The sequence below is a fragment of the Bacillus sp. B1-WWTP-T-0.5-Post-4 genome (genome assembly GCF_009183795.1).
GTDB classification, from domain to species: domain Bacteria; phylum Bacillota; class Bacilli; order Bacillales; family Bacillaceae_G; genus Bacillus_A; species Bacillus_A cereus.
Genome location: NZ_WEIJ01000005.1, coordinates 345,619 through 371,435, shown reverse-complemented (window position 1 = coordinate 371,435; position 25,817 = coordinate 345,619). Strand labels below are relative to the sequence as shown.

Genomic DNA, 25,817 nt, shown 5'->3' with positions numbered 1-25,817 from the left:
CTTCTAATTCAATTATAGGGATAGATTTAAGTGTACTACATTTACTCGCATGTTCTAAGTGTAGCAAAAAATTAATTCTTCACGATGGAATTATTACTAACAATCAAATTACAGAGGGGAAGTTAATTTGTAATTGTGGTGAAGAATACATGATTACTTCAGGAATTGTAATTGCTGGTAAATTATTTAAAGCAAATGAGCGGACGTCACTTGATGATACTATTGCGGATTATATTCATGAAACTGATAATGCTTATTTGGAAAATATGCATAGAGAAGGGGAATGGGCGAAAAAGAAACTATTACATTTAGATTTAAATAACAAATTAATACTAGATATAGGATCGGGACTCGGATTCTTTTTGAGAAATATTTGTGAAGAACTACCAGAAGATTGCCTATACATTGCAGTGGATCGAGATTTAGATAAACTTTTATTTTTAAAAGATGTATTAGCGAGAAAAAATCCTAAAAGAAACATTCTCTTTATTTGTGCTGATTTTTTGAACATCCCTATTCAAAATCAGTCTGTTGATATTGTAATTGATCACTCTGGTACGAGCAATTATAGTTTTGAGCATGAGAATTTTTTACTTCACGAATTAAATCCACTTTTTAAATCTGATTGTTATTTATTAAGTTTATTTATTTTATTTAAAAATTTCAGCTCAAATAGTCAAATTACAAATAACTTTCGAGCAAATTTTTCACTTTCAAAAGTAACGAAAGAAATCCAAAATCTACAGTTTCAATCGATTGATGAAAGTACTTCAAATTATTTGATACGAGGGGGAAAGTACGAGGATTTCTTTGTTCAAGGAGAAGAAATTTATACATATTCATTTTTCGGAAAAAGATGGGGTTAACTCCGTCATAAAAAGTCCGTTTTTATAACGGGACTATTTATGACGATTCCTATCTATACTTTTTACGATGAAAAGAAAAAGAGAATGTTAATCTAAATGTTTAGCACTCACTGGACAGTCTCTTGTCGGTGTATGTCTAGTAAGAGAAAAGATAGCCAAACCTAAAGATAATAAAACTAAAGATCCACCAACCCAGGCCATATTGGCGACATTATGTACTTGTTTTAAAGCTATACCTCCAACTGCAGAGCCGAGTGAAATTCCTATTTGTAGGGCTGAATTATTAAAACTTTGCTGTATATCTGACGTATCCGGGGCAGTTTGGATTAAATAACTTTGTTGAGGTGGTGCAAGCCCCCAACTCAATGCAGCCCAAACTATCATAACAGGAATAAATAGGATAATAGAAACTGCAGTAAACGGTAATATAAATAAGATTAGAGCAAATAGAGTAATAACTATCAAAATACTTTTTTGAGCGCCTATTTTATCTGATAATACACCGCCAAACGCACCGCCACTTACTGCAGCTATACCAAACACTAAATAAAATATGCTAATCCAATAAGGGCTTAGGTGAAACTTATTTTCTAAAAAAGGAGTAAAATAAGCATATAGAGTATAGTGTCCTGCTAACATAAACATGGTAGCTAGATGGGCAGATCCTAGTTTAAGACTACAAACGGCCTTTAATTGGATAGATAAAGGAGTTCGGTTTTCCTCTCCAGGTATTTTATCTAAAAATACTGAAATTAAGATAATAGACCCCAATGATAAAATAGCTATACATAAAAAAATAATTCTCCAGCCAAATGTGTTTGAAATTAATATGCCTAGTGGTACTCCTAGTACAAGTGAAGAACTAATACCCATATAAATTAATCCTAATGCTTTTGCTCGATAAGCGGGATTAACAATTTTAGCTGCAATTGTTAGGGAAAGTACTACAACTAAAGCAGTACTCATAGCAGTTAAAATTCTTGCTATCATCATAAAAGTAAAGTTCGGACTAAAATAAGTAAGTAGATTACCAATTAGAAAAATGTAAAGTGAAATAATATATAATTTTTTTCTTTCCACTTTACTTGTGAAAATCAATAATACAGGACCTGCTATTGCATAAGTAAAGGCGAAAATTGTAATTAATTGACCAGCAGAACTTAATGAAACATTAAAATCTTTAGCGATGTCTGGCAATATTCCTCCAACGATAAGCTCTACAAGACCTACCGCTATCGTTGCTAAAGCTAATATAAATACTTTGAAATTCATTTTTTATATTCCCTTCTCTGCATTATTTACCGTAGAACAAAAAAACTCCTGACTACAAACGCTAAAAGACGCATTTTGTAGTCAGGAGTTGTTGGTTCCTGGTAGAGACCCCCAAGCCATATTCTTGGAGTTATACATGATTCTCATATGTAATTAATCAACGTAATAGAAGATACCATATTATTTTTTAGATTTCAATAAAAAATTTGCATTTGTACATGTGATCTTATTAATCATTTTATTTTTTATCGTTGTAGGAGGCACTAATATCTTCAGTTGATGTGCACGGGGTTAACCCCATCTTTTTTCATTTCTTTGTAGTAATTTTTAAACACAGTGTATTGATATTGGGTTAACCCGAGAATTTACACTTTATGTAATACAAAGAAAAGTGGGGGAAAAGTGATGGGAAGTTTACGATTACATATAGAAAATAAAAAAAGAAACCAAGAACTAAGAAATATTTGTTTATATTCAATTGCAAAAACAGTATCACTATTCGGTAGCTCAATTTATAGTTTTGCATTAGGATTGTATGTTTTACAAATAACCGGATCTGCGTTACATTTTGCGATTACGCTCATATTAGGAACGATCCCAATGATTGTTATGAATCCATTTGCTGGTGTCATTGCTGATAAGGTTGATAAAAAGAAACTCGTCGTTTGCATGGATGTACTAAGCGGGTGCTTATTAATAACTGTTTATATATTAAGCAACTATTATGGATTAAACTTATTCATTATTTATACTACTACCTTTCTTATGACAGTATTTACAACGTTTTTTGGAATAGGATTAGAGGCCGTAAAACCGAATATGGTTACTAAAGAACGGTTAATGAGTATTAATTCTATAAGTAAAATTATCGATTCTATATCTTTAATTTTAGGGCCTATGTTAGGGGGGATTGTTTTTGCAGTCTTTGATATTAAAATTTTTATAATTATAAATGGTATTTCATTTATCCTTTCGGCTATTTCTATATTGTTTATTAACTTTAAATTGTTTGAGCAAAACATAAATGAGGAATGTTCAATTAGAGAAATTAATTTTATTGAAGATATAAAGGAGGGATACTCTTACTTATTGGAGCGGAAAAGCTTAAAAAATACTTTTAGTATTTTAATTTCTCTTAATTTCTTTTTAGGCTTTGCTGTAACCGTTCCGTTGCCATACATTATTAACACAGTTCTCAATCTTAATTCTAAGCAATTTGGTATGATTCAAGGGACTTTTCCGATAGGTATGATAGTTGGTGCAATATTAGTAAAAAAGATAACTGATTGTTTTTCTTATTCTTATCTATTGAAAAAAATAAGTTTTATGTTGGCAATTTTTATGATAGTTTCAGGAATACCTGTTTTATTTAAACCTATTGTAGTAAATAATTTGGTATATGTTACTACGTATTGCATGATTATGTTCTTTTTAGGATTTATGATAGCACAAATTGATATTCCTTTAATGTATTTCATGCAAAATGAGATTCCTGAAGAATATAGAGGAAGAGTTCTTAGTATTGGATTAAGCTTAGGTAAAATAATGCAGCCAATAGCACTTGCAATATCAGGACTGTTATTAAATTTCATTCCAGCCTACACGCTTCCCATTGCAGGAGGGGTTGTATTTTTTACTTTGAATAAAATTTTAGCAACTAAGTTAAATTTAGAAATTCATTCAAAAGATTATAGTGTTTAACGTAACTTAAAAAGCGCAGGATCAGCATCCTGCGCTTTTCTATCGTAATTCAGCTGTTTTTCTAATAACAATCTTATCAATATCATCTTCTTCATCACCAATAAATAACCCGCGCTCTTTTAAATACGCTTCAAAATATAAATCTGCTTCTGCACGTTCATCATACGGTTTTACAGATAAAACGAAACCTAATTTGTTTTGTTCTTCTAAATGAGAAGTGGAGATGTAAGCCGGTACATTGTGGCGTAAAAAGAGTTCTTTAACCGGAATAATCATATCTTTCATTAATTTCGTTAACATACCCATTTCAAACTCGAAATTAAAGCGATCTATACTACATAAATCAGCGAATACTACACCAATAAAACCTGTATTAAATACTTCTTGATATTCTACTTCTTCATCATTACCGTAAAAATTCTTTTCGATTAAATAATTTACAAAATAAGCAATACCATCACTTTGTTCAAATGGTTTCGTTGAAAGAACAAAGCCGATTTTCTTTTGTTTATGTAAATACACACATGACATGTATGCTGAAATGTTATGTTCTTTAAATAGAGAACTTGTTGCCCCAGAGAGGCCATCAAGTACGTGATGAACAATTTGAAGTTTTTTACGAGCGAAATAATAGGATTTCTTTTGTAACTCCAATGTATCAATAAAGACAGAGCCGATAAAGCCTGTATTTGAAATAATAGGTGCTTGCTTTTTTCTTCCTCTGCGCTTTAATGGAGCCATTGTTAAAATCATCCCTTCATGTACAATTAAAATAAAAAGAACGTTTGTTCGTATATTTATATTTTACTATTAAAACGCTATAAAGTAAAGGGTTTTTGACGAAAAAAACAACAAAAAAGACACCTGTAAAGGGTGCCTTAAACGCTGTAGGGAAGAGGGTTCATCCCTACAATTTATATTATGATACAGAAACAATCTCTTCTGTATCTTCTACATCTAAATGACAGTCCATAGTACGAACATCTTGATCTTCATGACTTCCGAAATAAATAGTAATTTTCATATGTATCGCTCCTTTATTCTAGGAATACCTAAAATAATTACTAGTAATGTTAATATTTATTATATACCACTTTTTTCATTCCGACAACGTTATATCATTTTTAATTCTTTCAGAGCGTATAGAGTGATTTATAGAGATATTTTTATAGAAATAGTTACATTTCGTATATGTTATATTTAATACTGAACGATTTGAATACGAATTTTTATGAAAGGAGAAAAAAGAATGAATTATAAACAGTTATTAATAGATAACTTCACATATAAAATGTCATATATTGCGCGTCATGTACATGAAATGAATGTAAAAGAAACGAAGGACTACATTGCTGTAGATTGTGGTTTACCTGCAGATACATTTAATATCATTACTTTACTAAACAATGATGTAACGGAAGACATTGAGAAATTATATAAAGTGATAAACAACTATAATAAAAAGAAGTTTCCAATGTGTGTTTGGTTTTGGGATAATAGCTATGAACAGGCTATAAAAAACGAATTAATAAAACTTGGCTTAAAAGAAGCAGAACAAAATATTGCGATGGTAGCAGACTTAAAGACAATTCAACCAACAATAAAAATGCCAGAAGGTTTTACGATACAAAGAGCATCTTCGTTAGGACAAATTAAAAAGTTTGGGGAAACGTTAGCTAATCTATTTGGTACATCAGAGGAAGGTATACATGTGCAAACATTTTATAATGAAACTGCTTCTTTCGATTTATGGAATAGTGAAAAAATGAAACTATATTTAGGGATTTTTAAAGATGAAGTCGTATCTGTTGGTTCATTAGTATGTACAAAAGATAGTATTGGTATTTATGATATAGCAACTAAAGAAAAAATGCGAGGGCAAGGATTTGGCTCCACTATGTTTAATTACTTGCTGCAAGAAGCAAAACAATTGAAAGTTTCTCAATGCGTATTACAAGCTTCACCTGATGGGATTAATATTTATAAAAAGGCTGGTTTTCAATCTGTTGGACAAATGACTGTATTTGAAAATCGACATTTAATTGAATAAATTATTCGATCCAAATTGCTTTCATGTAGGAGTTAATACATCATTATGAAAAAGATATATATCATTACAATCATTTGCACCATTATATTACTAGGTACTTTCGTTTTACATAAAGTAGATGAACGTAAGTACACGAAAGCTATTAATCAAGCAAATCATATAAAAAACATTGCACATAGAGGCGCTTCTGCGTATGCGCCGGAACATACAATAGCAGCGTATAAATTAGGACAACAATTAAAAGGAGATTATATAGAAATTGATCTTCAAATGACAAAAGACGGACATTTAGTAGCTATGCATGATGAAACAGTAAACCGCACTACAAATGGTACGGGTCTAGTTAAGGAACATACATTAGAAGAAATAAAGAAACTTAATGCAGGTTCTTTTTTCAATGAAAAGCATCCAAGTTTAGCAAAGAAAGACTTTGAAGATGCTAAAGTCCCAACACTAGAAGAAATTATTGAAACGTTCGGGAATGGTGCAAACTATTATATTGAAACAAAATCACCAGATGAATACGCTGGTATGGAAGAGAAGCTATTAGAAATTATACAGCACTACGAAATAAGTGATAACGTTATTATTCAATCATTTAGTGAAGAAAGTCTGCAAAAAATTCATAGTTTAGATGTTACTTTACCGCTAGTACAATTACTACCTTACAAAAAGTCAGTTCAATTAACTGAATTAGAGATAAAAAAGTATAAAACATACTGCATCGGTCTTGGGATGAACTATAAATATATTGATTCCGCTTATGTAAAGAGAATAAAGAAACACGGATTAGAAGTTCATCCATTTACTGTAGATAATGAAAAAGATATGAAAAAGTTACTTTTATGGGGCGTTGATGGGATGTTTACGAATTACCCGGATCGTTTACATTCGTTATTACAATCTTAAACTATAATGGTGTAATTATCACTGAACCAATAAAACAAGTACCCACAAGTATACAAAGATGGTTTTTGGTCCAAATGGTAACATCATTGAATGCATAAAGCCGATATTGAAATGAAATTTGAAAAAGAATCCAATACTGTTATTGGATTCTTCTTATTTAGCGCTAAGTGACTAACTTAAAGCAATACGATCTTGAATTTATAAATAAAATATTACATTGAGTATGATTTTTCATAATAATCATCAGAAAGTAACGAAAATGTAATGAAGTTTAACTACGCTTTTTATATTTTTTTGATACACTGGCTACGAGGGGGATACCAATTAAGGTGGGTAAAAACCAAAACCATATTGGCGGAAGTAAATTTATAATGGGAATATGGATGCCGACATTTACTAAAAGTGCGGTGACTGCACCTATATAAGAACCTAACATACCTCTAATGTGGTGATGGAGCCAATTTTTCCAACGTTTTTTTCGTGCAAGGTATCCATAAATCGCAAATGAATAAGAGAAGATTGCTACATAAAATAAATATGCGATTTTATCCCAGTTTATAATGGATAATATAATGGCAGTAACGGTGATAACGACATAGGATGCGTGATATATTTCACCCCATTCCGTATGTTTACCTTTCTTCTTTTGAGCAACCATCGCTATTATCCCAGTTATTAAACATATCGTTCCAAATAATATGTGGATGGTTAAAAGAATGTTGAAAATGCTCATCATAATTCCTCCCTTTTTATTTTTATAGTATTGCAGCATAGGAGAAAAGTTGAAACATATTGTTTATTCACTTTAATATATTGAAGTAAAGGTACTTCAAGAACAAGTTTAAACGGACAAATTTTTCTTGAGTTTAGTGAGACACGTATTACGTGAAATGAAGGAGAGACTTCTATGTTTACATCTATTACATATTTACAATCGGGCAATGAGAAACAACAAAAAATATATGATGTTTTGAATAGCCTAAACATAATGGAGGATTTAGCTTTATATAATCCCGTTCTTTGCGGGACAATCCCTATAAGAATTGATACTCCTCAATCTGACTTAGATATTGTAATGGAAGTATATAATTTTGATGTTTTTGAGCAGGAAATGAGATCTTTATATGGTTCTTATGGAGGGTTCAACATTAAAAAGAAAAAAATTAAAGGTACTGAATCGATAAAGGTGAATTTTGAATTCGAAGGTTTTGAATTTGAATTATTTGCTCAACCGAAGCCAGTGCGTAATCAAAATGCATATAGACACATGATAGTGGAGCACATGCTATTAATGCAGCATCCCCATATAAGGGAAGAAGTTATTCGCTTAAAGGAACAAGGTTTAAAAACAGAACCTGCTTTTGCTCAAGTATTAAATATTGACGGAGATCCTTATGAAGAGCTTATTTTATTAGGGCAGGAAATGAAATTGTGGTAAATAAGATACATAAAAAAATCCTCCAAAAACAAAAGAGGATTTTTTTTATGCCGTTAACTTCCGAATTAATTCACTGAGCAATTTAATTCCGTTAGTCATTTGTTCTGGAGTAGCATATCCATATGATAAACGAATGTACTGATCTGATTCTTCTTCATAAATACGTCCCGGATTTAAAAGAATTCCTTTTGATAGTGCCTCTGAAAATAGTTTTTTCATCGGAATGTTATGTATAACCTTTAGCCATATAAAAAATCCACCACTAGGAATATCCCATGATGCAATATCTGCACAATATTTATTTAAAGCTCGTATCATTATTTGTCTTCGCTCTTTCAGGTGCATTCTTACGTTTGCTACATGTTCTTCATAAAAACCTTCATTTATCCATTCAGCAGCTACTCTTTGAGATAAAGAGCTGGATCCATAGTCTGTTTGCATTTTTATATCTGACAATCTATCAATAACAGGTTCTGGTCCGATTATCCATCCAATTCTAAGTCCTGGGCTAAGTGTTTTAGAGAGACTACCAATATATAATACATGTCCATGTTTATCCATCGACCTTAAAGGAGCTGGAGGTGATTCATCAATCCATAACTCTCGGTAAATATCATCCTCGATGATAGGCAACTGCTCTTTTTCACATATTTTTAATATTTCTTTTCTTCGCTCTTTGGACATCAATATCCCCGTTGGATTTTGAAAACAAGGGATTGAATATAAAATATTATTCTTTTGACTATATTTAATTCGTTTTAATAAGTCGTTAGGTAAAATACCGTGATGGTCCATTGATATACCGGATAAATTTATATTTGCTGATTGAAAAACATGAAGTGAATATAAGTAAGAAGGTTGTTCAAGTAAAACAGTTGATTTTCTATGTAAAAGACCAATCGATATTAATTGTAATGCTTGGAGTGCACCAGAGACTATTAATATAGAATCCGGTGATGCATGTATTCCAAATGATCTTACATATTTGCTTATTGCTTCACGTAACGGATAAATACCTTTTTGTTCTTCGTATCCGAAATAATCTAATTCCTCACTGACGTTTTTTATTATAGATTGCATAGTTTCGAGTGGGAAAAGATGAGGTGCAAGTTCACCTTTACTAAGATGGATAAGCGTTTTATTTGCTTCTGCTTCATTTATTTCTCGCACCATTAACTTACTTGGTTTATGAATACCGGCTTTTACATATTCACTCCAATCGGGCGGAGGATTAGTTGCTAATAATGACCATGTATTATTTGTTACAATTGTTCCTGCTCCGATTTGTCCTTGAATTAAACCATCTGCTATAAGTTCATCTAGCGCAGTAATTACAGTACTTCGATTTACATGAAATAATTTTGCTAACTGCCGCTGACTAGGGATTTTACTTCCAATTGGCCATTCTCCGTTTTCAATTTTTTCTTTCATATAGTCTATTATCTGCTGATATTTGGGCACTTTTTTATCGGTCGTCATATAAAAAACTCCTTCGTTTATTTAAAAGATTCAAAGTGGTTGGTTTTTCCGATAAATAACTGGTTGAAGACATTGTATCAACTATTAAATATGATGAAAAGAAATAATTGGTAATTTAAAAATGGTTGGTTTTTTAGGGAAGGAGAGAAAATATGCATAATAAAAAATGGGATTTACGCATTATATGTGCTCACGCTTTTACAATTCTTATATGGGGAACTGCTTTTCCAGCAATTCGTATGGGGCTTGAATCTTATACGCCTGAACACCTTACTTTACTACGCTTATTAATCGCCTCATTTATACTTTTGTTATTTTCATTTATATACAAACTACGACTACCGGATTTAAAGGATATCCCAGCAATTTTTATATTTGGTGCTTTAGGGTTTACTATTTATCACATCGCATTAAATTACGGCGAAAAAACAGTAAATGCTGGATCTGCAAGTTTAATAATTTCAGTCACTCCAATAGTAACGGCAATTCTTGCTTCTGTTTTTTTGAATGAAAAAATGAAATTAAATGGCTGGATCGGTGGTGTAATGAGTTTTGCAGGAATTGCCTTAATTTCATTTAGCCAAGGCGACGCTATTCAATTGAATAGCGGGGGATTATTTATATTATTAGCGGCGATTTCAGAAAGTCTATTTTTCGTTTTCCAAACATCTTACTTAAAAAAATACGGCTTCTTACCATTTACCATATATACAATTTTGTCTAGTACTGTATGTATGCTTATTTTCTTACCCGGAGTTTATCAAGAAATATTAGCAGCTCCTCTTGAAGTTAACTTGAGTGTTATATATTTAGGTGTCTTTCCAACAGTACTCCCGTATATTGCATTGGCCTATATTATATCTCGTGCTGGTGCTTCTGAAGCAACAAGTTCTCTATATTTAACGCCAATAACTGCGTGTTTCATTGCTTGGATATGGTTAGGAGAAGTGCCAACTTTAGTTTCAATAATTGGCGGCGGAATTACTATACTTGGAATTGTGATTGCTCATATACCAGTATTAAGAAAAGAAAAACATAGGAATTTAGCAAATAATCAATCCGTATAATGTAATTCAATAATGATTTTATGATACTTTTTCATATAGTTTCTTTCTTATGTTGATAAATATAATATTTTGTATTTCAGTTAAATATTGTATGTTACATTTTATGTAGTAAGCATTTTAAAAGGAGCTGACAACATAATGAATGGAAAAAGAAAATTTTTCACATGTATTTCTATTGTAGGAATCGGACTAGCTAGTTTTTCTAATTCTAGTTTCGCAGCAAGTGTAACGGACAATTCAGTACAAAATTCTATTCCTGTAGTTAATCAACAAGTAGCTGCTGCAAAGGAAATGAAACCATTTCCCCAGCAAGTTAATTATGCAGGTGTTATAAAACCGAATCATGTTACACAGGAAAGTTTAAATGCTTCTGTAAGAGGTTACTATGATAATTGGAAAAAGAAATATTTGAAAAATGATTTATCTTCTTTACCTGGTGGTTATTACGTAAAAGGAGAGATTACAGGTGATGCGGATGGGTTTAAGCCACTTGGAACTTCAGAAGGTCAAGGATATGGGATGATAATTACAGTATTAATGGCTGGTTATGATTCGAATGCTCAAAAAATCTATGACGGTTTATTTAAAACAGCAAGAACTTTTAAAAGCTCTCAAAATTCTAATTTAATGGGATGGGTTGTCGCAGATAGTAAAAAAGCACAAGGTCATTTTGATTCTGCTACTGATGGAGATTTAGATATTGCGTATTCTCTTCTTCTTGCTCATAAGCAGTGGGGATCTAATGGAACAGTTAATTATTTGAAAGAAGCACAAGACATGATTACAAAAGGTATTAAAGCTAGTAATGTTACAAATAATAACCGACTAAATTTAGGAGATTGGGATTCTAAAAGTTCACTTGATACGAGACCATCTGATTGGATGATGTCACACCTTAGAGCATTTTATGAATTTACAGGTGATAAAACTTGGCTTACTGTTATTAATAATTTGTACGATGTTTATACGCAATTTAGTAATAAGTACTCTCCAAATACAGGACTTATTTCAGATTTCGTTGTAAAAAACCCACCACAACCCGCACCTAAAGACTTCTTAGATGAGTCAGAATATACAAATGCATATTATTACAATGCTAGTCGGGTACCATTGAGAATTGTAATGGACTATGCGATGTACGGCGAGAAAAGAAGTAAAGTCATTTCTGATAAAGTCTCTTCATGGATTCAAAATAAAACGAATGGAAATCCTTCTAAAATTGTGGATGGTTATCAATTAAACGGATCCAATATTGGTAGTTATTCAACTGCTGTATTTGTTTCACCGTTTATTGCTGCAAGTATAACGAGTAGCAATAATCAAAAGTGGGTAAATAGCGGTTGGGATTGGATGAAGAATAAGAAAGAAAGTTATTTTAGTGATAGTTATAATTTATTAACTATGTTATTTATTACAGGAAATTGGTGGAAGCCTGTACCTGATGATAAAAAAACACAAAATCTAATAAATGATGCAATTTATGAAGGATACGATAATTAATTAAATTTGAGAATGGTTACTGAAGAAAGGAATTAGCATTCGCTAGTTCCTTTTTAATGTTTTGTAAAACATTATCCATTCTAAAATTCGCATAGATATACTTGCTTTTTTCATATACATAGTTATTGATGACTCTATGTTTTTATGAAGGGAGAGTATTTCTTGGAAAAAGTATTATTTTTCGGAGACCCAGGTATTGATGACTCATTTGCCATTATGTATGGTTTACTGCATCCCGAAATTGAAATTGTCGGTATTGTAACCGGATACGGAAATGTTGAGCATATACATGCTGCACATAATGCAGCGTATATTTTACAGTTAGCAAATAGACAAGACATTCCTGTCATTAGTGGTGCAACAAAACCACTTACAGAAGAAATCACTACGTACTATCCTGAAATTCACGGAGCAGAAGGATTAGGGCCCATCCATGTTCCAGAAAATATATTATCTATTCCAATATATAATTTCGGCAGTATTGCTGCGATTCTTATAAAGTACGGAAAAGATTTAACGATTGTTGATGTAGGAAGATCTACCTCGTTAGCAATTGCTTTTAATTTATGGAATGATTTAATGCTAAATGTAAAAGGAATCTATTTCATGGGTGGTGTTTTTTTAGAAGTAGGAAACGTTACGCCATTAGCAGAGGCAAACGTGTATGGAGATCCGATAGCAAGTAAAATTGTTTTCCATCAAGCAAAGAATTTATTCATATTCCCTTTAAATGTAACAAACAAAGCTGTGTTAACACCAAATGTATTTAACTATATTCAAGCTAATGCAAAGAATCCATTTCATATGATAATGAAACCAATGTATGACTACTACCTATCCGCATACCAAAAACTTAATCCATCTATGGAAGGACCTTTGCTACATGATGTGGTTGCAATAAGCGGATTAGTAAATCCAAGTTTTTTTGAATTTGTGCATCGTACAGTAAATGTAGATACATACGGAGATACGAAAGGACAAACATTTGCTGATTTTCGCCCTAGCTCTATATCTGATGGAGCCCATATAGCACTAGAAATAGATGAACAAAAATTCATTCAAGATTTTATAAAAATTATGTTATAAGTTGTTGTCGAAAAAGGGAATTATTTCGCTACGTTGAATATAAACATACATCCTCTATATAAGGGAGCTTACAATATTGAATGTCCAGTTAAAGGTTGTTACGAGAGACAATTGGGAAGATGCATTAAAGTTACAAGTTAAAGAAGATCAAAGAAAATTTGTCCCCGCTGTAGCAGTTTCACTTGCTAAAGTATATATAAAACCAGATGGTGACAATGTAGAGTACATACCATTCGCTATATACGATGGTGACCTTATGGTTGGTTTTGTTATGCATGCTGTTGTAATAGAGACATCGGATATGTATTGGATTAACGGATTTATTATTGATCAATCGCAACAAGGTAATGGTTATGGAAAAGCAGCATTACAAGAAAGTATTAATATAATAAAAAATACTTTTAAATCGTGTAAAGAAATAAGATTAACCGTACATAAAGATAATCTCTCTGCAAAGAAATTATATGAACGATATGGTTTCATATCATTAGGACAGGAGTATGATGGTGAGCAAGTATACCGTTTATTTGTTTAACTATTAAGAAGTAAAGGTGTGAAATGAAATATGCAATTTACTGAAGTGAAAATTGAAGTGTTCATTCCTGAAGAATATATTGAAACATTAAGGGATGAATTAAATAAAACTGGAGCATGTAAAACGGGCGAATATGACCATTGTCTTTCCTATAGTTCAGTGAAAGGATATTGGAGACCTTTAGACGAGGCATCTCCTTTTAATGGAGAAATTGGGCGAATATGCGAAGGGCAAGAATGTAAAGTTGAAATAAAGTGTAAACGAGAACTTGTAAAAGATGCTCTTGAAGTTATTAATGATATTCATCCGTATGAAACACCTATGATTTATATTATACCAATACTAAATGACTATTTTGAGCAACTATACATTGAATAACTAGGAGGGATATCAATTGAAAAGTAAATTCCATCATATTGTACGAGCAGTCATGATAAAAGATGAAAAATTATTAGTTGCTGAATATATTGGCCATCATTATTTTTTACCTGGTGGCCATATTGAAATTGGAGAATCAGCAGAGAATGCATTAATAAGAGAGTTAAGAGAAGAACTTGGAGTAAACTGTAGTATACAACAATTTTTAGGAGTCATAGAAAATCAATGGCAAGATAAAAAAGTTCTTCATCATGAAATTAACCACATTTTTGAAGTAGAGTCACAAGATTTACATACGGACTTAACACCGAAATCTAGCGAGTCTCATTTAGCATTTCACTGGATAGCTTATAATAAAGAAGCCTTAAATCATTATGAAATCATGCCAATGCCTTTAGTAAAGGAATTACTAGAAAGTAAGTTAAATGATGAACTACTAAATTGTTGGATTAGTAATTTTTAAATCACTTTATTTATAGTAAATATGTCCATCAAATGAATATAAAGAAAATAGGCTAAAAAACAAGGTACATTACCTAGTGTAAGTTCATATTTTGTTGATGTACGTATTTAGTCTATAGTCTTGTTTCTACTTTGTTTACAAGAATTTATTAACTTTAATATTTGGACGGAATTTACATTTATAAATGGAGGGTTTCATAATGAATCAGTTTCAACAAGAACTACAATCATTAAACCTTAATGATTATCAAACTGGCAATGTTGTGTATTGGGATCAACAACAAAGTCAATATCCATACTATTACATTCAAGACGATGCACGTCGTTGCGGCGGATGTGGCGGTTGTGGTGGACGTTGCGGTGGATGTGGCGGTAGATGTGGTGGTTGTGCAGGTCGTTGCGGTGGATGTATAGGATGCGCAGGATGTTTCAGTTGCTTTAATTGCTGGAACTGGTGGATCATTTAAGTATAGAACATCAAAGCTATTTTACTTGAAAGAAAGGTGTGAAAATTATTTTGCACTTTTCTTTCATGCTGTAATTTTGATGTGTATTAAGAGGGATTTATTTGTATACATATGATAAGTTGATTTCTTGGGTAGAGGATATAAAAGAAAAAAATCATAGTTCTGCTACAGCACTTTGTATTATAAAAGATAATAAAATCGTACTAGAGCATTATAGTGGTTATCACTCAAATACATCTACAAGCAATAAAGTAACAGAAAATTCACAATTTAACGTTGCTTCTGCTAGAAAAAGTTATTTAGGATTAATGATAGCGTATGCGCTTTATGAGGGAAAAATAAACTCTATTGATGATGAAGCGATAAAATATTTTAAAGACTTTGATCCTGCATTGCTTAGTAAAACGACGATAAGACATTTAGTAACACATTCGCACGGATTAGAAGAAACGAACGACAGGACAATTTTTCGTGAATTTGAACCAGGACAATCATGGGCGTATAGAGATATTAATGTAAGAATGATGACACGTCTTATTTATCAGCTATATAACAAAAGTTTTCCTGAATTGTTAAAGGAGCGTGTTTTTAAGCCTGCTAATTTTCAAGAAACAGGTTGGAGAGTTCAGCGAGATGAAAATTTAGTTGACGTTGTTAATAATCCAAATGAAGACGCAATTAGTGAAATTGGTACGGTAGATGACGGTACTGAAAAAAATTTGTTTGTCACAGCTAGAGAATTTGCGCAGTGGGGCAATCTTCATTTAAATCAAGGTAGGATAGATGATAAACAAATTGTTCCAAAAGAAGTTATAAAAATCGCTACGAGTTTGCAGAGTCCAACATATATAAACAAAGAGCTACCACAAAATGGATTGTTTTGGTTCATCCAAAATGAGCCTGCGCGATTAAGCGAACTTGGTGAACGTGTTCCAAAAGGGGCTTATCAAATATTAGGGATTACTGGACCGACCATTTTAGTAATACCTGAATATAATGTAGTTGTTGCAAAAATGTATAACAAAAGATATAACTACGGCGGTGATAATTACTTATATTATTTACGTGAATTTAGTAATTTAGTCGCTGATACATTTAGTAACGGTAATAGGGCATAATTACTCCTATAACAAAAAGGAGTGATTGAAAGTGAAAGATAAAGTGAACAAAAATAAAAAACAAAATATAAAAGATGTAAATACAGAGCAAAATGCGATTTATAGCGATCCTAAAGATGCAGCTAATATGCAAACTGTACCGCAGCCGAAGGATTTTGATGAAATCGAATATTAATTTTTCATCCGACTATATGATGAATGAAAAATACGTCTTAAGTCTCATCACATATAAGAAATTATTTGATAACATATATACATAAGCATTTGAAAATGGCTTATCTTAACAAAGCTTTCTTTAGAAACATCTGATATAACCTGCAAAAGGCACTTCTTTATGAAGTGTCTTTTTGTGTATATGAACTTAATTACCATTTTCCGTACAGTATCTTGCAATTTATGATGGATATACTAACTGTGAAAATTCATGTCAAGATAAAAGAAGGGGACAGTTAGTATGAAACAAACTTCTATAAATCCGTTACTAATTGTTCTAGGTACAATCATTGTTCAAATTGGACTTGGAACAATTTATACATGGAGTTTATTTAATCAACCCCTTGTAAGTAAGTTTGGATGGAATCTTAATGCAGTAGCGATAACTTTCTCTATAACAAGTTTTTCTTTATCATTCTCAACTTTATTTGCAGCAAAGTTACAGAAAAAATTAGGACTTCGGAAACTTATTGCTACTGCAGGAATTGTTTTAGGACTCGGCTTAATACTTAGTTCACAAGTTTCTTCCTTACCACTATTATATTTATTAGCTGGTGTCGTTGTTGGTTATGCGGATGGAACAGCTTATATTACATCACTATCTAATTTAATTAAATGGTTTCCAAATCGGAAAGGGCTTATTTCAGGTATATCTGTATCAGCGTATGGAATGGGCAGCTTAATCTTTAGATATATAAACGGAAATCTTATCGATAACCTTGGTGTATCACAAGCATTCTTATATTGGGGTATTATCGTGTTACTTTTAGTGTTAATCGGATCGTTCTTCTTACGTGAGGCAATTGTAAGTAATGCTGTAACTGAAACATTACACAATGACTATACTCCGCGTGAAATGATGCGAACGAAACAAGTATATCTGCTATTTTTTATGTTATTCACCTCGTGTATGGGTGGTTTGTATTTAATCAGTATGGTAAAAGATATCGGTGTACAACTCGTTGGACTTAGCGCAGCAACCGCTGCAAACGCCGTTGCTATGATTGCAATCTTTAATACAGTAGGTAGAATCATTCTTGGGACGTTATCAGATAAAATCGGGCGAATGAAAATTGTCTCTGCAACGTTTATTATTATAGGTTTGTCAGTCTTTACTTTAAGTTTTATTCCGCTAAATTACGGAATCTATTTTGCTTGTGTAGCAAGTGTCGCCTTTTGCTTCGGCGGTAATATAACTATATTCCCAGCTATTGTCGGAGATTTTTTTGGATTAAAAAACCATAGTACAAATTACGGGATTGTCTACCAAGGTTTTGGATTTGGTGCGCTTGCAGGATCATTTATTGGAGCGATACTTGGGGGATTTCAACCAACTTTCATTATAATCGGTATTTTAAGTGTTATTTCCTTCATTATTTCAATATTAATCCGTCCACCAAATGCAGAGAAGAAAAAGGAACTAAAACATTTACATCGGAAAGTGGCTTAATTTTAAAAAGAGTCCTCATGTTAGGGCTCTTTTTTATTCCATTAACTTTGCTTCTTTACGAACTTATTAAAGACAGGACAATTTCATTATAAAATTGAATAGATAAGTAAAAAGGAGCGTGACACTTAAAATGAAAATAGTACAGCAGTGGGTACAAGAAGATAGTGATTACATAAGAGAGAAAGTAATTGAATACAATCAAAAATATCTTGCAGATGAAGAAAAAACACCTTCAGAAAAGGTTAGTTTCATAGTAAGAAATGAAAAAGAAGAAATAGTAGGTGGGGTAACAGCAATAACTTTTTGGCACCATGTATACGTTGACTTTCTATGGGTTTCTGAAGAATATAGGCATGAAGGTTACGGAAGCAAGTTAATAAAGCTTATTGAAGAATTTGCAATTGAAAAAGGGTGTAGGTTAATTAATTTAGATACTTTTAGTTTCCAAGCACCTGATTTTTATAAGAAACATGGATATAAAGTAATTGGAGTAAGTGAAGATCATCCGAAAGGACATAATCATTATTATTTAGAAAAACGGTTAAAAAGTATATAGAATTTGTTAACGTTAGTATTTGAAATACAAATGCAATAAGGGCGAGGTTATTATTAATTTCAGTATTAATTGAATCAATTTTTATACTAAAACTGCAAGAACGTACTTTGGATAATCTTCCTAAGGTACGTTCTTTTTTTATATCAGTAGCCTATTCTTATTAACTCCACCAATAGTGGTAAAGGCAAGACTTAACTAACTTATATATATTAAAAGGAGTTAATGGTAGAATGAATAGAAGACAGAAAATTCCTTTTATTAAAAATAGAGGAGGTACATATGAAAAAAGTTAATGTTACATACGCGATTTTGTACGATAAAACTAATGAAAAGATTTTAATGGTAAAAAACAAAGGGGAAAATGGTTCTTATTATACATTACCAGGTGGCGCAGTTAAATTAGGAGAAACATTGGAAGAAGCAGTAATTCGAGAAGTAAAAGAAGAAACAGGGTTACATATAAACGTAAAAGGGATTTGTTCTATCAGCGAAGCCTTTTTCGAGGAAAGAGATCATCATGCAATTTTCTTTAATTTTCTAGGTGAAATAATTGGCGGAGAGACATATATATCAAGGCCAAAAGAAATTGAAGAGATTACTTGGATGGAATTACATATAGCAGCTCCATATTTACGCATACCAGAACATTTACTAGATTTATTACAAAAGAAAGAAACAGTACCTTATTTTTTTAACGGAACAATCGTTCATCAATCTTCATAAAAATATTATCTCATGTAAGGCGGGGAAAACATGGAGTTTATCGTTAATCACAAACAATTCACTCAAGCACTTTCAGAAGTAAGTAAAGCAATATCAACAAAATCTTTAATTCCTATATTATCTGGTATAAAAATAACTGCAGATCAATCTGGAATTACTTTAATCGCAAGTAACTCGAATATTTTTATCGAAAAATTCATTCCTGTTTCAATTGAAGACGAAAAGATTGCAACTATTTTAAAGGCAGGAACTATTGTTGTACCTGCAAAGTATTTCATTGAAATAATAAAGAAAATGCCAAGTGATATAGCAATAAAAAGTAAGAATGAGCAATTAATTACGATACAATCAGAAGAAATCACATTAAGTTTAAATGGATTTCCTGCAGATGAGTTTCCGAATGTACCGCTTATAGACAATCATGCAGAAATCAAAGTAGAGACAGAGCAATTGATTGAAGTATTTAAACAAACAGTCTTTGCGGTAGCGAAAAATGAATCTAGACCTGTTCTTACTGGGGTGCATATAGAGTTATCTAATAATAAGTTAATTTGTGCTGCAACTGACTCACATAGACTAGCGATACGTGAAACATTGCTTTCCTCAGATGTAAAAGCAAATTGTATTGTACCAAGCGCAACCATTAGTGAACTTCTAAAATTAATGAACAGCAATTCAGAATTCGTATATATCTATCTTTCAGAGAGTCATATTATATTTACGCTCGGAACAACTACATTATATTCAAGACTAATCGAAGGGAAATATCCTAATATTTCTAATCTTATTCCGAACGACTTTAAAACGATTATTAACATAGATAGAAAAAAGATATTACAAGGTGTAGACCGATCAAGTTTATTAGCAAGTGAATGGGCCAATAACAATGTTAACTTAGAAATCATAAACGAATCTACAATTAAAATTTCTTCAAATGCTTCTCAAATTGGGCAAATATCCGAAACGCAACAAATAGATGCGATTCAAGGTGAAAAACAATTAAATATATCTTTCGATGGGCGTTTTATGGTTGATGCTTTAAGAGCAATAAAAGAAGAAACGATTACTTTAAGCTTTGGTGGTTCTATGAGACCGATATTGATTGAAGCAGGAGAGAAATCTGCAGCAGTACATCTTATATCACCAGTAAGAGCTTATTAGGGATAGAGGAAGGGATTACATTATGTACAAGCAGACTTTTGTTTTATGAAATCATAAATCAATACATTATAAGAATGATGTATTAGTAAAGCAAACAGTTTACTAATTCCTACATAATATAATTCATAGACAAAGCAGCAATGGTAATCTGAAATACAAAGCAAAATAATAATAACCTCAATATAAAAGCCATAGATTAATCGATATGGGGTGAGTATGATGAAGAAAATAATTGTTTTACTCATTGGTATAGTTTTAATTACTTTTGCTTTTTATCAATACAATAAAAAAGACTATGCAGCTAAAAGTACTAACTTGTATGTAGAAAACTTTAAAGGGGGAAATGATTCAATAAAAATACAATCTGCTATTAATAAAGCAGAATCTAGTAAAATTAAAACGGTATTACTTGATGATAAGAAGTATAAAATTACGTCACCAATCATTGTTAAAAAAGGTGTGAAATTATTATTTGGTTATGGATCCCAATTTGTAGTTGAGGGAAACTTTAGAGTTCTAGAACTGGAGAACAACGCATCCATTGAAGGAGCGTATATAGCTATTGACGACCCTAAATTTAACTCTGAAGTTATTTATTTAGACGGTAAAAATAAATATTATAACACTTGGAACAAAACACAAATAAAAGATATAAATATTATTAATTGGACGGAAACGAATAAAGGTACCGGAATTTCTTTATACTCTGCTGGAAAAGAAAATGAAATTTCGTTTGTTAACTTCGAAAACATTAAAATTGTAGGAATGGAAACCGGACTAAAATTAGTAGCAAAAAAACCGAGCACCGGACAAGCTTGGATAAATGCCAATCGTTTTATGAACTTTTCTTTAGAAGACTGTGTAAATATGATTTATATGGATAGTCAAGTAACTACGCCAAATGAAATTAGTGGGAATCAATTTACAAATCTTCAAATACAGCCTTCAAATAAAACAAAAAGCATTATACAGGTAAGTGGTCAGCATAATGAATTTCATGGGATGGTGTGGGATTTAAATAAAATAAAACATGAAACCGAACTCATTGAACTGACTGATAAGAGTATGAATACAGTGGTTGAAATGTCCAGTGTACCAGCAAATAGAGTTTTAGATAGTGGGAAATCCAATATTGTGAAATAAGTTTAAATACAGAAAAAAGAGCGAATTCTTTATAAGAGGATTCGCTCTTTTTATATTTTAAAATTAAATTTCCTTCCACCAAGCGGATGAAGGATAATTTGTAGATTTTAACGTAATAGATTCACCAATTTGAGGCGTTGTAATTTTAACTCCTAAACGGTTAGCTTCTTTCGTAACACGTTCTATCGGGTCACTCCATTCGTGTAATGCTAATGTAAAAGCACCCCAATGAATCGGAAGAAGTAATTCTCCTTGTACATCAATATGAGCTTGTACAGTTTCTTCAGGCAACATATGAATCGCAGACCACCTCGGATCATATTGTCCGCATTCCATCAATGTTAGATCGAATGGACCATATTTATCACCAATTTCCTTAAAGTGAGGGGCATAACCGCTATCGCCACTAAAGAAAATTTTAGTCTTTTGACCAAGGATAAGCCATGAACACCATAATGAACAATCTCTATCTGTCATACTTCGTCCAGAGAAATGCCTTGCAGGAGCACAAACTAACTTAATATTATCAAATGTAATTTCGTCCCACCAATTATGTTCACTAATTTTACTAGGCGAAACACCCCATTTAATAAGATATTGTGCAACTCCAGTTGGAACATAAAAGTGCTTTGCGCGATCTTTTAACTGCATAATACTTTTGTAATTCAAATGATCATAGTGATTATGAGAAATGATAATCGCATCAATTTCTTGAAGGTCATCACGTTCTAAAGAAAAAGTACCACTATAGCGTTTACTATTAAACAAAGGAAATGGGGAAGAGGCATCTCCAAACATAGGGTCTAATAATAGTTTTTTACCTTCTATTTTCAAAAGAGAAGCAGAATGGCCAAACCATGTAACACTCTCTAACGATTCATTATCTTTATTTGATAAAACGATAGGCAAATCCTTTATAGGACGCAGCTTTGATTTTATTTTAAAGTAATCCGTCATTAAACTTATAATATCTTTCGGTTTAAAACTCATATCAGTATGAATTTGATTTGTATATTTCTTATTCATTCGTTCTCCTTTTTACGATTAACAATTTACGTATGTTGTTATTGTGGCTATTTGTAGTTTAAACTATATTATTTTACCTTTCATCTAAATTGCCTTGTATTTCATAAATTCGTCAAATTCATTATTTGTATCTATAAAGTACAAATTGCACAGTGGCAGCTAAAACAAATATTAAGTACATGTAAATTGTTTTTATTTAGTAAATTCCTTCTTATACGCAACAAAGAACATACGTTTCGTTGTATGTTATAGAAGAAAATATGTCTCTAATAAAAGAAAGGAAGGAAGGAGAGGATGTAAGTGCACATAGAGCGAAAAAAGAAATCAAAATGTAAACTATCAAAATCTGAAATCATGCATTTGTATACTGAAGGGAAGAGCACCTCAGAAATCGCCATGCTCGCTAATGTGTCTGCAAGGTATATTCGTATGGTTTTATCAGACAATAACGTACCAAGACGCGCTATAGGGAGTTGGAAGAGAAAGTATGACATAACAGAAGATTATTTTAAAACGTGGTCAAACAATATGGCTTATATTTTAGGGTTTATAGCAGCAGATGGTGTTATACAGAAAGAAAATCAATGTGTCAGTATATCTCAAAAAGAAAGTTATATTTTAGAAGATATAAAAAAAGAACTAAAAACAAACCAGCCACTTTATCAAAACAAAAAAACAGGCGTATATATGCTAAATATTAATAGCAAAACAATAAAAGACGACCTTATGAACATACACGGAATTATGCCATGTAAATCATTTAACATCGAATTTCCTTTTGTACCAGAAGAATATTTGCATCATTTTGTTCGTGGGTATTTTGATGGGGATGGTCATGTTAACTCTCACAAATACTTTGTTAGTTTTGTTGGTGGATCATATAATTTTATGAATTCTTTTAAAGATATCCTTGAGAATAATAAATTCCAATTAAGTTTTGTTGACAAAGAAAAACAATATCGTATTTACCTAAGTGGTAAAAATAATGTTAATAAATTTTCACGGTGGATTTATAAAGATAAAGGTTTACATTTAAAGCGTAAATACAATATTTTTCAAGAAAAAGAATAATTGTAATGATAATCGAATAATTCACAAACAAGTTCAATTATAAAATTAAAATTCACGATGAATTATTAATTGAAATCAAAGTAATTGCTAAAGCAAACAAATTATAAATATAGTTTAGTCAAATTCAAAGCAACTTGTTTAAATTTAATAATTAAACAAGTTGCTTTTTATTATGTTTTATTAATGATTATTTACGCTAATCCTGCATCAACGAACTATTCACTAATAAATAAAGAAAAGGGAAGTATACCAAATGAAACTAACCTATAATAAGTTTATTACTTTTTTCTAGTAGACATAATATATATTATAGGCAGTTATAGAAACAAAGTAATATCGGGTATCAAAAACCAAGTAAACTATACTTAATGAGACGAAACAGAGATTTTTAGTGAGATTCACATGAAATCTTATCTAAACAAATTTCTTCAGTTTTTATCGTTTTTATTTGTTATAAATTCATCACAGCAAATCTTAATCAATAATCGCTTAAGATTTAACGAATTAAAAACATTTTTGATTGGCAAGAAATTTTTATACAGAAAAATTATTTCTATACAAAATATAAATTAGTAATTTTATTTTATGTTTTACTTAATGAATTTATTGCTATTTGCACATGTTTTACAACTTTACATTATTTGTTGTTATTTCTGTTATTTAGACTTGACTTTCATTACACTCATTGTTTTTTATCCTAGTTAACATAACGCTTATTTTTAACATAAAAAAATCCTCCTCACCTTCAGGAAGATTTTTTGTTTGCTATTATTTTATTTATATCTTCTAGTAACAATCCCAATTGTAAATGACATTGGAAAAATCTAGATTTAACAAATCTTCCTTACGTATAAAGAAATTAGCAACCCCAGAATCGCCCCACATAATATTTAATGAATCGTCTGTATCGATTTGCAGCAATAATATGTCATGTTGCTGGTATTTTTCTTCCCATTCCCTTGGATCTGTCTGTGTGAAAAATGGATAACCACCAATTTTATGTCCTTGATCCTTACATAAATCATCATACAGTTCGCCTAATTCTGTATTATTTTCTTCATCAACAATTTCTTCCCAATCAATGTTATCACTAAAAATCATTTCAAATCGATAATCTCTTGGTGTTACTGGTTGATATGCCAACTCAAACTTTAGTTTTGCTGCTTCGGGTATGATAAAATTCTCTAAATCTAAAGTGTTTAAATAACTAAAATCAGTAATAACCTTATTTAAATCTTCTATAATTGTAGAATGATAAATAATTCGAAAGTCTTTTTGGACTGTTGGATGATCAAAATCTGCTCCAAAAAGATCTTCTTCAGCACTTATGAAAAACTGTAACATTCCATGTTGAGGCATATGTTCAATATTTGGTATTTCTTCAAGGTTTAACTGCGCAAGTAGCATCATAGGTTGTCCGTTTGAGTCTTTAGGATGCTCTTGATCTATAGGTAAATACGGATATCCACCAAACTTACTTTCAAAAAGCGTTGTCTCTGCTTGCGTTCCAGACACTTTAACATACGGTTTCACACTTTCTTCTAAAATACTACGATACTGTTCTAGTTCTTTCGGAATTTGAAGTTGATACGTATTCTTCACTACATTTGCCTCCCTTTAGTAATGAATTGAAAATGCCTAACTTAATTATATAGTAAGCGATAGCTCAATTGAAAATCGTTAAAAATCCATTTTCACCCTCATTTTTTGCGCGCTTGGTGGACAAAGTAGATTATGTTCTAATACCTTTTTATTAATAGTTCGAATTAAATCCGCTGTTTCTGCAGTATTTGTATTTTCTTTTAGCTTTTCTTTTAAATCGTCAATTTCTTTTGAAAGCTCAATCCACCTAGGTAAAACATGATTATTTGCTAAAGTTCTATAAAGTTGCTTTTCAGGATTGTACGAAAGATCTTTATCAAGATTAAGAGGTTTCCCTTTACCAGGTAAATGATCAAAAGACCCTTTCTTTTCTGCTTCTTTAACGATAGAACTAATATGATCTTCATACGTATAGGACCAAACTTTCTCATCTTTTACTAAAATCTCTTGCTTTTTTAGTTTTTTATCTAGTTCTTCTTGATTCATAGATTCTCTCTCCTTTTTATTTTCTAATGCCCTTAACCCATCGAATAGCTTTTCTCGC

General features: G+C 31.5%; 27 protein-coding genes and 1 riboswitch. Of the genes, 20 read left to right on the top strand and 7 right to left on the bottom strand.

Going from position 1 to position 25,817, the window contains the following annotated elements; all coding sequences use genetic code 11:
- The coding region (locus tag GBN91_RS18555; RefSeq protein WP_152121959.1) for a class I SAM-dependent methyltransferase at positions 1-866 on the top strand (866 nt) is incomplete at its 5' end.
- An 87-nt stretch (positions 867-953) separates the two neighbouring features.
- Here GBN91_RS18555 and GBN91_RS18550 read toward each other — a convergent pair.
- Positions 954-2,138 carry an MFS transporter gene (locus tag GBN91_RS18550; protein WP_001009821.1) on the bottom strand — a complete coding sequence of 395 codons (1,185 nt, stop codon included), beginning with the start codon at positions 2,136-2,138 and terminating at the stop codon, positions 954-956.
- Between the two features lie 58 nt (positions 2,139-2,196).
- Positions 2,197-2,296: riboswitch (purine riboswitch) on the bottom strand.
- 247 nt (positions 2,297-2,543) lie between these two features.
- Between GBN91_RS18550 and GBN91_RS18545 the strand changes: the two genes are divergently transcribed.
- A complete protein-coding gene (locus GBN91_RS18545; protein ID WP_152121957.1) occupies positions 2,544-3,839 on the top strand; it encodes an MFS transporter in 1,296 nt (431 codons plus the stop codon).
- 39 nt (positions 3,840-3,878) lie between these two features.
- Here GBN91_RS18545 and GBN91_RS18540 read toward each other — a convergent pair whose 3' ends face one another.
- Positions 3,879-4,592 (bottom strand): hypothetical protein, encoded by a 714-nt coding sequence (locus GBN91_RS18540; protein WP_058839778.1) that lies wholly within the window; start codon positions 4,590-4,592, stop codon positions 3,879-3,881.
- A 496-nt stretch (positions 4,593-5,088) separates the two neighbouring features.
- Between GBN91_RS18540 and GBN91_RS18535 the strand changes: the two genes are divergently transcribed.
- Complete coding sequence (locus GBN91_RS18535; protein WP_152121954.1) at positions 5,089-5,889, top strand: GNAT family N-acetyltransferase; 801 nt, start codon at positions 5,089-5,091, stop codon at positions 5,887-5,889.
- 45 nt (positions 5,890-5,934) lie between these two features.
- Entirely contained in the window at positions 5,935-6,798 is an 864-nt protein-coding gene (locus GBN91_RS18530; RefSeq protein WP_000725523.1) for a glycerophosphodiester phosphodiesterase, read from the top strand.
- Positions 6,799-7,069: 271 nt separating this feature from the next.
- Here GBN91_RS18530 and GBN91_RS18525 read toward each other — a convergent pair whose 3' ends face one another.
- Positions 7,070-7,531 carry a DUF2306 domain-containing protein gene (locus tag GBN91_RS18525; protein WP_000021727.1) on the bottom strand — a complete coding sequence of 154 codons (462 nt, stop codon included), beginning with the start codon at positions 7,529-7,531 and terminating at the stop codon, positions 7,070-7,072.
- Between the two features lie 174 nt (positions 7,532-7,705).
- Here GBN91_RS18525 and GBN91_RS18520 point away from each other — a divergent pair, with 174 nt between their 5' ends.
- On the top strand, positions 7,706-8,236 hold the full coding sequence (locus GBN91_RS18520; protein ID WP_000495197.1) for a DUF4269 domain-containing protein: 531 nt from the start codon (positions 7,706-7,708) through the stop codon (positions 8,234-8,236).
- Between the two features lie 45 nt (positions 8,237-8,281).
- Here the strand turns inward: GBN91_RS18520 and norG are convergent, their stop codons facing one another.
- Positions 8,282-9,715, bottom strand: a complete 1,434-nt coding sequence (gene norG / locus GBN91_RS18515) for an efflux pump transcription regulator NorG (protein ID WP_152121952.1) — start codon at positions 9,713-9,715, stop codon at positions 8,282-8,284.
- A gap of 152 nt (positions 9,716-9,867) precedes the next feature.
- Here norG and GBN91_RS18510 point away from each other — a divergent pair, with 152 nt between their 5' ends.
- From GBN91_RS18510 to GBN91_RS18450, 14 genes are all read left to right on the top strand, one after another.
- The gene (locus tag GBN91_RS18510) at positions 9,868-10,782 is read left to right on the top strand and encodes a DMT family transporter (RefSeq protein ID WP_000551620.1); all 915 of its coding nucleotides are present in this window, start codon (positions 9,868-9,870) and stop codon (positions 10,780-10,782) included.
- A 138-nt stretch (positions 10,783-10,920) separates the two neighbouring features.
- Positions 10,921-12,282: a family 8 glycosyl hydrolase gene (locus GBN91_RS18505; protein ID WP_152121950.1), complete on the top strand. Its 1,362-nt coding sequence runs from the start codon at positions 10,921-10,923 to the stop codon at positions 12,280-12,282.
- A 162-nt stretch (positions 12,283-12,444) separates the two neighbouring features.
- On the top strand, positions 12,445-13,368 hold the full coding sequence (locus tag GBN91_RS18500; protein WP_025709391.1) for a nucleoside hydrolase: 924 nt from the start codon (positions 12,445-12,447) through the stop codon (positions 13,366-13,368).
- A gap of 76 nt (positions 13,369-13,444) precedes the next feature.
- Positions 13,445-13,903: a GNAT family N-acetyltransferase gene (locus tag GBN91_RS18495; protein WP_046392770.1), complete on the top strand. Its 459-nt coding sequence runs from the start codon at positions 13,445-13,447 to the stop codon at positions 13,901-13,903.
- Between the two features lie 30 nt (positions 13,904-13,933).
- Positions 13,934-14,281 (top strand): divalent cation tolerance protein CutA, encoded by a 348-nt coding sequence (gene cutA / locus GBN91_RS18490; RefSeq protein WP_152121948.1) that lies wholly within the window; start codon positions 13,934-13,936, stop codon positions 14,279-14,281.
- 16 nt (positions 14,282-14,297) lie between these two features.
- Positions 14,298-14,744: an NUDIX domain-containing protein gene (locus GBN91_RS18485; protein ID WP_152121946.1), complete on the top strand. Its 447-nt coding sequence runs from the start codon at positions 14,298-14,300 to the stop codon at positions 14,742-14,744.
- A gap of 199 nt (positions 14,745-14,943) precedes the next feature.
- Positions 14,944-15,210 (top strand): heterocycloanthracin/sonorensin family bacteriocin, encoded by a 267-nt coding sequence (locus GBN91_RS18480; protein ID WP_001071389.1) that lies wholly within the window; start codon positions 14,944-14,946, stop codon positions 15,208-15,210.
- A 101-nt stretch (positions 15,211-15,311) separates the two neighbouring features.
- Positions 15,312-16,328, top strand: a complete 1,017-nt coding sequence (locus GBN91_RS18475; RefSeq protein WP_152121944.1) for a serine hydrolase domain-containing protein — start codon at positions 15,312-15,314, stop codon at positions 16,326-16,328.
- Between the two features lie 31 nt (positions 16,329-16,359).
- Positions 16,360-16,503, top strand: coding sequence for a hypothetical protein (locus GBN91_RS28920; protein WP_000653680.1), 144 nt, complete (start codon positions 16,360-16,362; stop codon positions 16,501-16,503).
- 279 nt (positions 16,504-16,782) lie between these two features.
- Positions 16,783-17,991: an L-lactate MFS transporter gene (locus GBN91_RS18470; RefSeq protein ID WP_000815117.1), complete on the top strand. Its 1,209-nt coding sequence runs from the start codon at positions 16,783-16,785 to the stop codon at positions 17,989-17,991.
- Positions 17,992-18,121: 130 nt separating this feature from the next.
- Positions 18,122-18,547, top strand: coding sequence for a GNAT family N-acetyltransferase (locus GBN91_RS18465; protein WP_152121942.1), 426 nt, complete (start codon positions 18,122-18,124; stop codon positions 18,545-18,547).
- A 279-nt stretch (positions 18,548-18,826) separates the two neighbouring features.
- Positions 18,827-19,270, top strand: a complete 444-nt coding sequence (locus tag GBN91_RS18460; RefSeq protein ID WP_000757601.1) for an NUDIX hydrolase — start codon at positions 18,827-18,829, stop codon at positions 19,268-19,270.
- A 30-nt stretch (positions 19,271-19,300) separates the two neighbouring features.
- On the top strand, positions 19,301-20,431 hold the full coding sequence (dnaN, locus tag GBN91_RS18455; RefSeq protein ID WP_016122605.1) for a DNA polymerase III subunit beta: 1,131 nt from the start codon (positions 19,301-19,303) through the stop codon (positions 20,429-20,431).
- A gap of 219 nt (positions 20,432-20,650) precedes the next feature.
- The gene (locus GBN91_RS18450) at positions 20,651-21,574 is read left to right on the top strand and encodes a hypothetical protein (RefSeq protein WP_141402966.1); all 924 of its coding nucleotides are present in this window, start codon (positions 20,651-20,653) and stop codon (positions 21,572-21,574) included.
- Positions 21,575-21,637: 63 nt separating this feature from the next.
- Here GBN91_RS18450 and GBN91_RS18445 read toward each other — a convergent pair whose 3' ends face one another.
- The gene (locus GBN91_RS18445; RefSeq protein WP_001037065.1) at positions 21,638-22,600 is read right to left on the bottom strand and encodes an MBL fold metallo-hydrolase; all 963 of its coding nucleotides are present in this window, start codon (positions 22,598-22,600) and stop codon (positions 21,638-21,640) included.
- A 300-nt stretch (positions 22,601-22,900) separates the two neighbouring features.
- Between GBN91_RS18445 and GBN91_RS18440 the strand changes: the two genes are divergently transcribed.
- Positions 22,901-23,671, top strand: a complete 771-nt coding sequence (locus GBN91_RS18440) for an LAGLIDADG family homing endonuclease (protein WP_000546826.1) — start codon at positions 22,901-22,903, stop codon at positions 23,669-23,671.
- A gap of 786 nt (positions 23,672-24,457) precedes the next feature.
- On the opposite strand, the gene GBN91_RS18435 is transcribed toward GBN91_RS18440, so the two are convergent.
- Both GBN91_RS18435 and GBN91_RS29280 read right to left on the bottom strand, forming a co-directional pair.
- Positions 24,458-25,273 (bottom strand): YwqG family protein, encoded by an 816-nt coding sequence (locus GBN91_RS18435; protein WP_006929708.1) that lies wholly within the window; start codon positions 25,271-25,273, stop codon positions 24,458-24,460.
- A gap of 78 nt (positions 25,274-25,351) precedes the next feature.
- Positions 25,352-25,759, bottom strand: coding sequence for a DnaJ family domain-containing protein (locus GBN91_RS29280; protein WP_006929710.1), 408 nt, complete (start codon positions 25,757-25,759; stop codon positions 25,352-25,354).
- Between the last annotated feature and the right edge of the window lie 58 nt (positions 25,760-25,817).

What these genes read in the sequence shown, in the direction of transcription:
- GBN91_RS18535 (WP_152121954.1), top strand. Translation starts at nt 5,089, where the DNA reads ATGAATTATAAACAGTTATTAATAGATAACTTCACATATAAAATGTCA.
- dnaN (WP_016122605.1), top strand. Translation starts at nt 19,301, where the DNA reads ATGGAGTTTATCGTTAATCACAAACAATTCACTCAAGCACTTTCAGAA.
- GBN91_RS18505 (WP_152121950.1), top strand. Translation starts at nt 10,921, where the DNA reads ATGAATGGAAAAAGAAAATTTTTCACATGTATTTCTATTGTAGGAATC.
- GBN91_RS18510 (WP_000551620.1), top strand. Translation starts at nt 9,868, where the DNA reads ATGCATAATAAAAAATGGGATTTACGCATTATATGTGCTCACGCTTTT.
- GBN91_RS18530 (WP_000725523.1), top strand. Translation starts at nt 5,935, where the DNA reads ATGAAAAAGATATATATCATTACAATCATTTGCACCATTATATTACTA.
- GBN91_RS18520 (WP_000495197.1), top strand. Translation starts at nt 7,706, where the DNA reads ATGTTTACATCTATTACATATTTACAATCGGGCAATGAGAAACAACAA.
- GBN91_RS18550 (WP_001009821.1), bottom strand. Translation starts at nt 2,138, where the DNA reads ATGAATTTCAAAGTATTTATATTAGCTTTAGCAACGATAGCGGTAGGT.
- GBN91_RS18480 (WP_001071389.1), top strand. Translation starts at nt 14,944, where the DNA reads ATGAATCAGTTTCAACAAGAACTACAATCATTAAACCTTAATGATTAT.
- cutA (WP_152121948.1), top strand. Translation starts at nt 13,934, where the DNA reads ATGCAATTTACTGAAGTGAAAATTGAAGTGTTCATTCCTGAAGAATAT.
- GBN91_RS18450 (WP_141402966.1), top strand. Translation starts at nt 20,651, where the DNA reads ATGAAGAAAATAATTGTTTTACTCATTGGTATAGTTTTAATTACTTTT.
- GBN91_RS18470 (WP_000815117.1), top strand. Translation starts at nt 16,783, where the DNA reads ATGAAACAAACTTCTATAAATCCGTTACTAATTGTTCTAGGTACAATC.
- norG (WP_152121952.1), bottom strand. Translation starts at nt 9,715, where the DNA reads ATGACGACCGATAAAAAAGTGCCCAAATATCAGCAGATAATAGACTAT.
- GBN91_RS18465 (WP_152121942.1), top strand. Translation starts at nt 18,122, where the DNA reads ATGAAAATAGTACAGCAGTGGGTACAAGAAGATAGTGATTACATAAGA.
- GBN91_RS18460 (WP_000757601.1), top strand. Translation starts at nt 18,827, where the DNA reads ATGAAAAAAGTTAATGTTACATACGCGATTTTGTACGATAAAACTAAT.
- GBN91_RS18525 (WP_000021727.1), bottom strand. Translation starts at nt 7,531, where the DNA reads ATGAGCATTTTCAACATTCTTTTAACCATCCACATATTATTTGGAACG.
- GBN91_RS29280 (WP_006929710.1), bottom strand. Translation starts at nt 25,759, where the DNA reads ATGAATCAAGAAGAACTAGATAAAAAACTAAAAAAGCAAGAGATTTTA.
- GBN91_RS18545 (WP_152121957.1), top strand. Translation starts at nt 2,544, where the DNA reads ATGGGAAGTTTACGATTACATATAGAAAATAAAAAAAGAAACCAAGAA.
- GBN91_RS18540 (WP_058839778.1), bottom strand. Translation starts at nt 4,592, where the DNA reads ATGATTTTAACAATGGCTCCATTAAAGCGCAGAGGAAGAAAAAAGCAA.
- GBN91_RS18445 (WP_001037065.1), bottom strand. Translation starts at nt 22,600, where the DNA reads ATGAATAAGAAATATACAAATCAAATTCATACTGATATGAGTTTTAAA.